Source organism: Marinomonas transparens, assembly GCF_016463975.1.
Taxonomy (GTDB): domain Bacteria; phylum Pseudomonadota; class Gammaproteobacteria; order Pseudomonadales; family Marinomonadaceae; genus Marinomonas; species Marinomonas transparens.
The window spans coordinates 36,141-42,855 of the sequence record NZ_JAEMNX010000030.1 but is presented as its reverse complement, the minus strand read 5'-3'; the positions used below and the strand labels follow the sequence as shown (position 1 = coordinate 42,855).

The window sequence follows — 6,715 nt, the reverse complement described above, 5'->3', positions numbered from 1 at the left end:
AAACAAAGGCCAAATAACAAAAAAGGCGCCTAAGCGCCTTTTTTAAAACAACAAAACAACTAGCCACCGACGTAGCTCAACATCACGCCAGCCGCAACAGCAGAACCAATAACACCAGCCACATTCGGTCCCATAGCATGCATTAAGAGGAAGTTTTGCTTATTTGCCTCAAGACCAACTTTATTGGCAACACGAGCCGCCATAGGTACAGCCGACACACCCGCCGCACCAATCAATGGGTTAATTGCTTCCACAGAGAATCGATTCATCAGTTTCGCCATCAATATGCCAGCAGCAGTACCAATCGAAAATGCGATTAACCCTAAACTCAATATCCCTAATGTTTCTAGGTTTAAAAATGCTTCTGAGCTTAATTTGGATCCAACCCCCAAACCAAGAAAGATGGTAACAATATTAATCAAGGCATTTTGCGCAGTATCGCTCAAACGATCCACCACACCACACTCGCGCATCAAGTTACCGAAGCAAAACATACCTAACAAAGGCGCTGCCGAAGGCAGGAACATAGCAACCAAAATAATCACTACAACAGGAAAAATGATTTTTTCCTTCTTAGTCACAGGTCGTAACTGTTCCATTTTAATAGAGCGCTCTTCCTTCGAAGTCAACGCTCGCATAATAGGAGGCTGAATAAGAGGAACCAGCGCCATATAGGAATAGGCAGCAACCGCAATCGCTCCCAATAAATCAGGCGCTAATCGACTTGCCACAAAAATCGCTGTTGGACCATCTGCACCACCGATAATACCAATAGCAGCGGCATCAGCTAGGGTGAAGTCCATTATCCCGAACGCCCCCAACAAAACCGCACCGATAACCGTTGCGAAGATACCAAACTGAGCCGCTGCCCCTAGCAACAAGGTTTTAGGATTAGCAAGCATAGGACCGAAGTCCGTCATTGCACCTACCCCCATAAAAATAATTAAAGGGAATAAGCCAGTTTCAATGCCACCATGATAAATATAATATTGCAGGCCTCCAGGAGAAGTCATATGCCCTGCCGCATCATAAACAGGCGCCGCCATAAAGCCCGCACCCGGTATATTAACTAACACAGCACCAATCCCAATCGGTAAAAGCAGCAGCGGTTCAAAGCCTTTCTTGATAGCCAGATAAACCAATAATAAGCCAACACAGATCATCACGAGCTGGCCAAATTCAAGCTGATAGATACCAGTATCGTGATAAAGATTCAGTAATTTGTTTTCCATTTTTTATACTTTCCCAGACTACAAAGTTAGAAGCGATTGACCCACTTGCACAGAGTCACCTTCTTTCACATTAATGGAACCCACCACACCGGACTTAGGTGCTGAAATTTCTGTCTCCATCTTCATAGCTTCCAGAATCATCACAGTGTCACCTTCCTCAACCTGCTGCCCCTGCGAAACCAGGATCTTGAATATATTACCAGCTAAGGGAGAAGGTACACCTTCACCTGATGCTGCCGATGGAGCCGCCGAAGCGACAGGAGCGCTCGACGGGCTAGCGACAGGCTGAATATTACTAACATCTCCCCCTTCCGCCACCTGAACCACAAAGCTTTGCCCAGATACGGAAACAGTATAAACACTCGCATCATTAGAAGAACCAGATACAGAAGGATTGGCTACTACTGCGTCATGTAATGTTGGCGCAGGCTCAAAGGCACTCGCATCACCTCGGTTTTGCAAAAACTTCAGACCAATCTGAGGAAACAAAGCATAAGTCAGTACATCATCAATTTGATCAGCAGCTAGACTGATACCCTTTTCATTTGATAAACCAAGCAACTCTTCACTCAACTTATCCATTTCTGGAGAGAGCAAATCCGCTGGACGACAAGTAATCGCTTCTGCCCCATCCAATACTCGCTCTTGAAGCTCTTTATTAAACGCTGCCGGCGCTGCACCATATTCACCTTTTAGTATTCCAGCTGTCTCTTTAGAAATAGACTTATAACGCTCTCCCGTAAGTACATTCAACACCGCTTGAGTACCCACGATTTGCGATGTTGGTGTAACAAGAGGAATCAACCCCAAGTCTTCACGAACTTTTGGAATTTCTTTTAACACTTCATCAAACTTATCTGCTGCACCCTGCTCTTTTAGCTGACTTTCCATGTTAGTCAACATTCCACCAGGCACTTGAGCAATCAGAATTCGAGAATCCGTACCACGCAACGAACCTTCAAATTTCGCGTATTTTTTTCTTACTCCACGGAAGTAAGCCGCAATCTCTTCTAACAAAGTAAGATTCAAGCCTGTATCCCGATCCGTACCCTGCAAAGCAGCCACAACCGATTCAGTCGCACTATGACCATAGGTCATAGACATAGAAGAAATGGCGGTATCAACACGATCAATACCCGCTTCTATAGACTTTAGAATCGTCATATCTGACAAACCCGATGTAGCATGAGCATGCAATTGAACTTCTAGGTCCGTTTGCGCTTTCAGCAAACTCACCAACTCAAAAGCATCATATGGAGTCAAAATACCAGACATATCTTTGATGGCAATAGAATCCGCCCCCATGTCTTCTAACGTCTTAGCGTAATCTACCCAATTCTGAGTGGTATGAACTCGGCTTTTGGTATAAGAAATTGTCCCTTGTGCATGCTTACCTTGCTGCTTAACAGCCTTAATCGCCGTTTCTAGGTTTCGAGGATCATTCATCGCATCAAAGATACGAAATACATCCACGCCGTTAAAAGCAGCGCGCTCAACAAACTTGTTAACCACATCATCAGCATAATGGCGATAGCCTAAAAGGTTCTGGCCACGCAATAACATTTGCTGTGGGGTTTTGGGCATAACCTTCTTAAGCTCACGAATACGCTCCCAAGGGTCCTCACCAATAAAACGAATACATGAGTCAAACGTCGCCCCTCCCCATGATTCAAGCGACCAAAAACCAACTTGATCTAGCTTTTCGGCAATAGGTAGCATATCGTCAATACGCATGCGCGTCGCAAATAGTGATTGATGGGCATCTCGTAAAACGACATCGGTAATGCCTAGAGGTTGCTTAGTTATTGTCATGTTTCAGCCTCTGAAATATCAGGAAGTTTAATATTAATAATTTAGGGGGTTATTTATTTCTATGCTGATGTACTGCCGCCGTAATAACTGCCGCCAGCTGCGCATCAACACCAGACCTATTAGAAGAAGAGAGCGATGGAGAAACCTTAACAACAGGCGCTACCTCCGGAAAAAAATGATTTAGTAATCTAGACATATAGCCAGTTGCGAAAATCAAAACAACCAAGAACAGGAAAACAAAGCCCATTCCTAAGACCATTAAACCGAAACCGTCTTCAAGCAATCCATTCATCGTATTAATACCTTTGCGCTTGCCTTGTGTGTCTGCATTGAATGTGCTCAGATGCACATCAAATAGCACTGTCTTATTTTAGTGGTTACTTTTTTATCACAAACCAGAACAGTTTCATATTTTTTTTGCATAACAGTTTGACTTATTTCGTGAACAATTCATCAAAAGCACCTTTACCATTGAAAAACACCAACACAAACAATCAAATCATACTTGCTGTCGCTCCAATGGAAGGTGTCATGGATCACACCATGCGCGAATTACTCTCACAAATTGGCGGCATGAACTATCTGGTTTCAGAGTTTATTAGAGTCACTCAGTACCCAATACCAACATCCACTTTCAAACGCCTAGTGCCTGAAAATAAAAACCAGTCACAAACAATCTACCAGCACCCAGTCCATACCCAATTGCTAGGCAGCAATCCAGATTTAATGGCAGAAAGCGCTCATGCTGCGGTAAAAGCTGGTGCAACCCATATTGATATCAACTTTGGCTGCCCCGCAAAAAGGGTAAATGGTCACGGCGGTGGCTCCGTACTATTACAAACCCCAGAAAGCCTCCATAAAATCATGCATGCCATACGCAAAGAACTGCCAGCACAGATTCCACTATCGGCGAAGATTCGTCTAGGCTACGAAGATGAAACACTATTATTTGACAATGTCAGCGCCATAGAAAGCGCCGGCACAGACAAACTCACTGTGCACGGCAGAACCAAAAAAGATGGCTATAAACCACCCGCCCGCTGGGAAAAAATTGGAGAAATACAAGATAAAACAAAAATGACGGTAGTCGCGAACGGTGATATCACAGACACCTCATCATTACTAAAATGCCAAGCAATAACTGGCTGCAATCACTTCATGATAGGAAGAGGATCTTTAAACAACCCATTTATCTATCAGGATTTAAGGGCCGCACTAAGAAATGAAGCAATAGAGGACCATCAAAACCAATTTGCGAAGATTTTCGCCTACTACACAGTACGTTTACAACAAGATTATGATGAAGTCGCCACACTAGGAAGATTGAAACAATGGTGTGGGCATTTACGTTTTGAATTTGACGCCATAAGAGAAAATTTACAAGTATTAAGACGCTGCAAAACAGTCAGCGAACTCACTCAAACAATAGAGCGAGTCACAAAAACATAAAATAGGAACAATAAAAAAGGAAAGTCAAAAAGCACAAGGAAGGCAGTAATGGTGCACCCGAGAGGATTCGAACCTCTGACCGCTCGGTTCGTAGCCGAGTACTCTATCCAGCTGAGCTACGGGTGCGTAACTACGATTTATGTCTACAAACACTTATAAAAAGATAGCATTAAAATGCTTTGGGGAATGGTGCACCCGAGAGGATTCGAACCTCTGACCGCTCGGTTCGTAGCCGAGTACTCTATCCAGCTGAGCTACGGGTGCGTAACTACAATTTATCTCTACAAACATTTAAAAGAGGATAGCTTTAAAATGCCTTTGGAATGGTGCACCCGAGAGGATTCGAACCTCTGACCGCTCGGTTCGTAGCCGAGTACTCTATCCAGCTGAGCTACGGGTGCACAACAACAATTCCAGTCTTTTATTCAGAGAGGATAGCCTCTAAAAAGACAAACTTGAAATGGCGGAGAGTGAGGGATTCGAACCCTCGATGAGTGTTAACCCATACACCCTTAGCAGGGGCGCGCCTTCAGCCACTCGGCCAACTCTCCAAACAAGTGCGGCGTAGTATATACTGCTTAACCGCTATGTAAAGGCCTTTAGATGATTTTTTTTGAAAAAATTAATCTTCTAAAGTTTCGCCATCTTGCTCTTTTTGAATGCGCAGATAAATCTCTTCACGATGAACAGAAACATCTTTAGGTGCATTGATGCCAATGCGAACCTGATTGCCTTTTACACCCAATACAGTGACCGAAACTTCGTCACCAACCATTAATGTTTCACCAACACGGCGAGTTAGGATAAGCATAATTATATCTCCCTGTAATATCTTTTAGTAACAATCCAGAGAATTGCCCTACGAGTCTTGTAGGCTAAATCCTACAAAACGAATTGTAGCGCCTAGAAATAAATTAAGCTATCCCTTTACCATTAGCTTTTGCATTAAATTGTTAAACTTCGCTAATGCCAGCTGCACAATCACTCAATTTAAACGCAGAATGTAACGCTCTAACGGCCAATTCCATATATTTTTCATCAATAATGACAGAAACCTTGATTTCAGAAGTAGAAATCAACTGGATATTAATCGACTCATTCGCTAGAGCCTTAAACATAGTACTGGCCACACCAGCATGGGAACGCATGCCTACGCCGACAATAGATACTTTTGCAGTGCTCGCATCTGACAAGACATCACGAGCCCCAAGCTCTTCTGCTATATCTTTCAAGATAACAAGAGCTTGATCATATTCGTTACGATGTACAGTAAAAGTAAAGTCAGTCGTACCATCTTCTACCGATACGTTCTGTACTATCATATCTACTTCGATATTCGCATCACTAATAGGACCAAGAATTCGCGAAGCAATACCTGGGATATCAGGAACCCCCATCAAGGTTAACTTTGCTTCATCACGATTAAATGCAATACCAGAAACCGCCGGCTGCTCCATATTGTTATTCCCCTCAGTGGTTATCAACGTACCTTCACCTTCTACAAAACTAGATAGCACCCTCAGTGGCACCTGATATTTCCCGGCAAATTCAACAGAACGAATTTGCAATATTTTTGAGCCCAGACTCGCCATTTCCAACATTTCTTCAAATGTAATTTTATCTAATCGTCGAGCGCTATCTACCACCCTAGGGTCCGTCGTATAAACCCCATCCACATCCGTATAGATTTGACACTCATCCGCCTTCAAAGCAGCCGCTAACGCCACACCAGTTGTATCAGAGCCACCACGACCCAAGGTGGTAATATTGCCAAGCTCATCCGCCCCCTGAAAACCCGCCGCAACAACCACTCGACCAGCGTCTAAATCAGCCTGCATAGCCTCAGTATCTATTTTCTGAATACGGGCTTTACTATGAGCACTGTCCGTCGTAATACGAATCTGCGAGCCCGTATAAGAACGAGCCTCTAAACCACGCTTCATTAGCGCCATAGACAACAATGCAATGGTGACCTGCTCTCCCGTCGACAATAAAACATCCATTTCACGAGCATCGGGAAACTCCTGAACACTTTTTGCCAACGAAACTAAGCGATTGGTTTCACCACTCATAGCAGAGACAACAACAACAATGTCATCACCTTGCTGCTTATGCTTATACACTCTGTCTGCGACTGCTTCAATCCGCTCTATTGTACCAACAGAGGTACCACCGTATTTTTGAACTAACAACGCCATAGTTTATTTCATACCCATTTAAAA

The 6,715-nt window shown here is 43.7% G+C and carries 6 protein-coding genes and 4 tRNA genes; 1 reads left to right on the top strand and 9 read right to left on the bottom strand.

Annotation, left to right across the window (positions count from 1 at the left end; all coding sequences use genetic code 11):
* Positions 1 to 59: 59 nt before the first annotated feature.
* The 3 genes from I8J31_RS18895 to I8J31_RS18885 are packed head-to-tail and all read right to left on the bottom strand — an operon-like array spanning position 60 to position 3,405.
* Positions 60 to 1,232, bottom strand: coding sequence for a sodium ion-translocating decarboxylase subunit beta (locus I8J31_RS18895; protein ID WP_199470137.1), 1,173 nt, complete (start codon positions 1,230 to 1,232; stop codon positions 60 to 62).
* A gap of 18 nt (positions 1,233 to 1,250) precedes the next feature.
* On the bottom strand, positions 1,251 to 3,044 hold the full coding sequence (gene oadA, locus I8J31_RS18890; protein WP_199470136.1) for a sodium-extruding oxaloacetate decarboxylase subunit alpha: 1,794 nt from the start codon (positions 3,042 to 3,044) through the stop codon (positions 1,251 to 1,253).
* Positions 3,045 to 3,093: 49 nt separating this feature from the next.
* Entirely contained in the window at positions 3,094 to 3,405 is a 312-nt protein-coding gene (locus I8J31_RS18885; protein WP_325101228.1) for an OadG family protein, read from the bottom strand.
* An 80-nt stretch (positions 3,406 to 3,485) separates the two neighbouring features.
* On the opposite strand from I8J31_RS18885, the gene I8J31_RS18880 reads away from it, so the two are divergent.
* A complete protein-coding gene (locus I8J31_RS18880) occupies positions 3,486 to 4,493 on the top strand; it encodes a tRNA dihydrouridine synthase (RefSeq protein ID WP_325101227.1) in 1,008 nt (335 codons plus the stop codon).
* Between the two features lie 49 nt (positions 4,494 to 4,542).
* Here I8J31_RS18880 and I8J31_RS18875 read toward each other — a convergent pair.
* The 6 genes from I8J31_RS18875 to I8J31_RS18850 all read right to left on the bottom strand — a co-directional run bounded on the left by I8J31_RS18875 (position 4,543) and on the right by I8J31_RS18850 (position 6,691).
* Positions 4,543 to 4,619: transfer RNA gene (locus I8J31_RS18875), tRNA-Arg, on the bottom strand.
* Between the two features lie 61 nt (positions 4,620 to 4,680).
* Positions 4,681 to 4,757 (bottom strand) — tRNA-Arg (locus tag I8J31_RS18870).
* A 60-nt stretch (positions 4,758 to 4,817) separates the two neighbouring features.
* Positions 4,818 to 4,894, bottom strand: a tRNA-Arg gene (locus I8J31_RS18865).
* A gap of 60 nt (positions 4,895 to 4,954) precedes the next feature.
* Positions 4,955 to 5,044, bottom strand: a tRNA-Ser gene (locus I8J31_RS18860).
* A gap of 71 nt (positions 5,045 to 5,115) precedes the next feature.
* Positions 5,116 to 5,304 carry a carbon storage regulator CsrA gene (csrA, locus tag I8J31_RS18855; protein ID WP_199470133.1) on the bottom strand — a complete coding sequence of 63 codons (189 nt, stop codon included), beginning with the start codon at positions 5,302 to 5,304 and terminating at the stop codon, positions 5,116 to 5,118.
* 142 nt (positions 5,305 to 5,446) lie between these two features.
* Positions 5,447 to 6,691, bottom strand: coding sequence for an aspartate kinase (locus I8J31_RS18850; protein WP_199470132.1), 1,245 nt, complete (start codon positions 6,689 to 6,691; stop codon positions 5,447 to 5,449).
* Positions 6,692 to 6,715 lie beyond the last annotated feature (24 nt).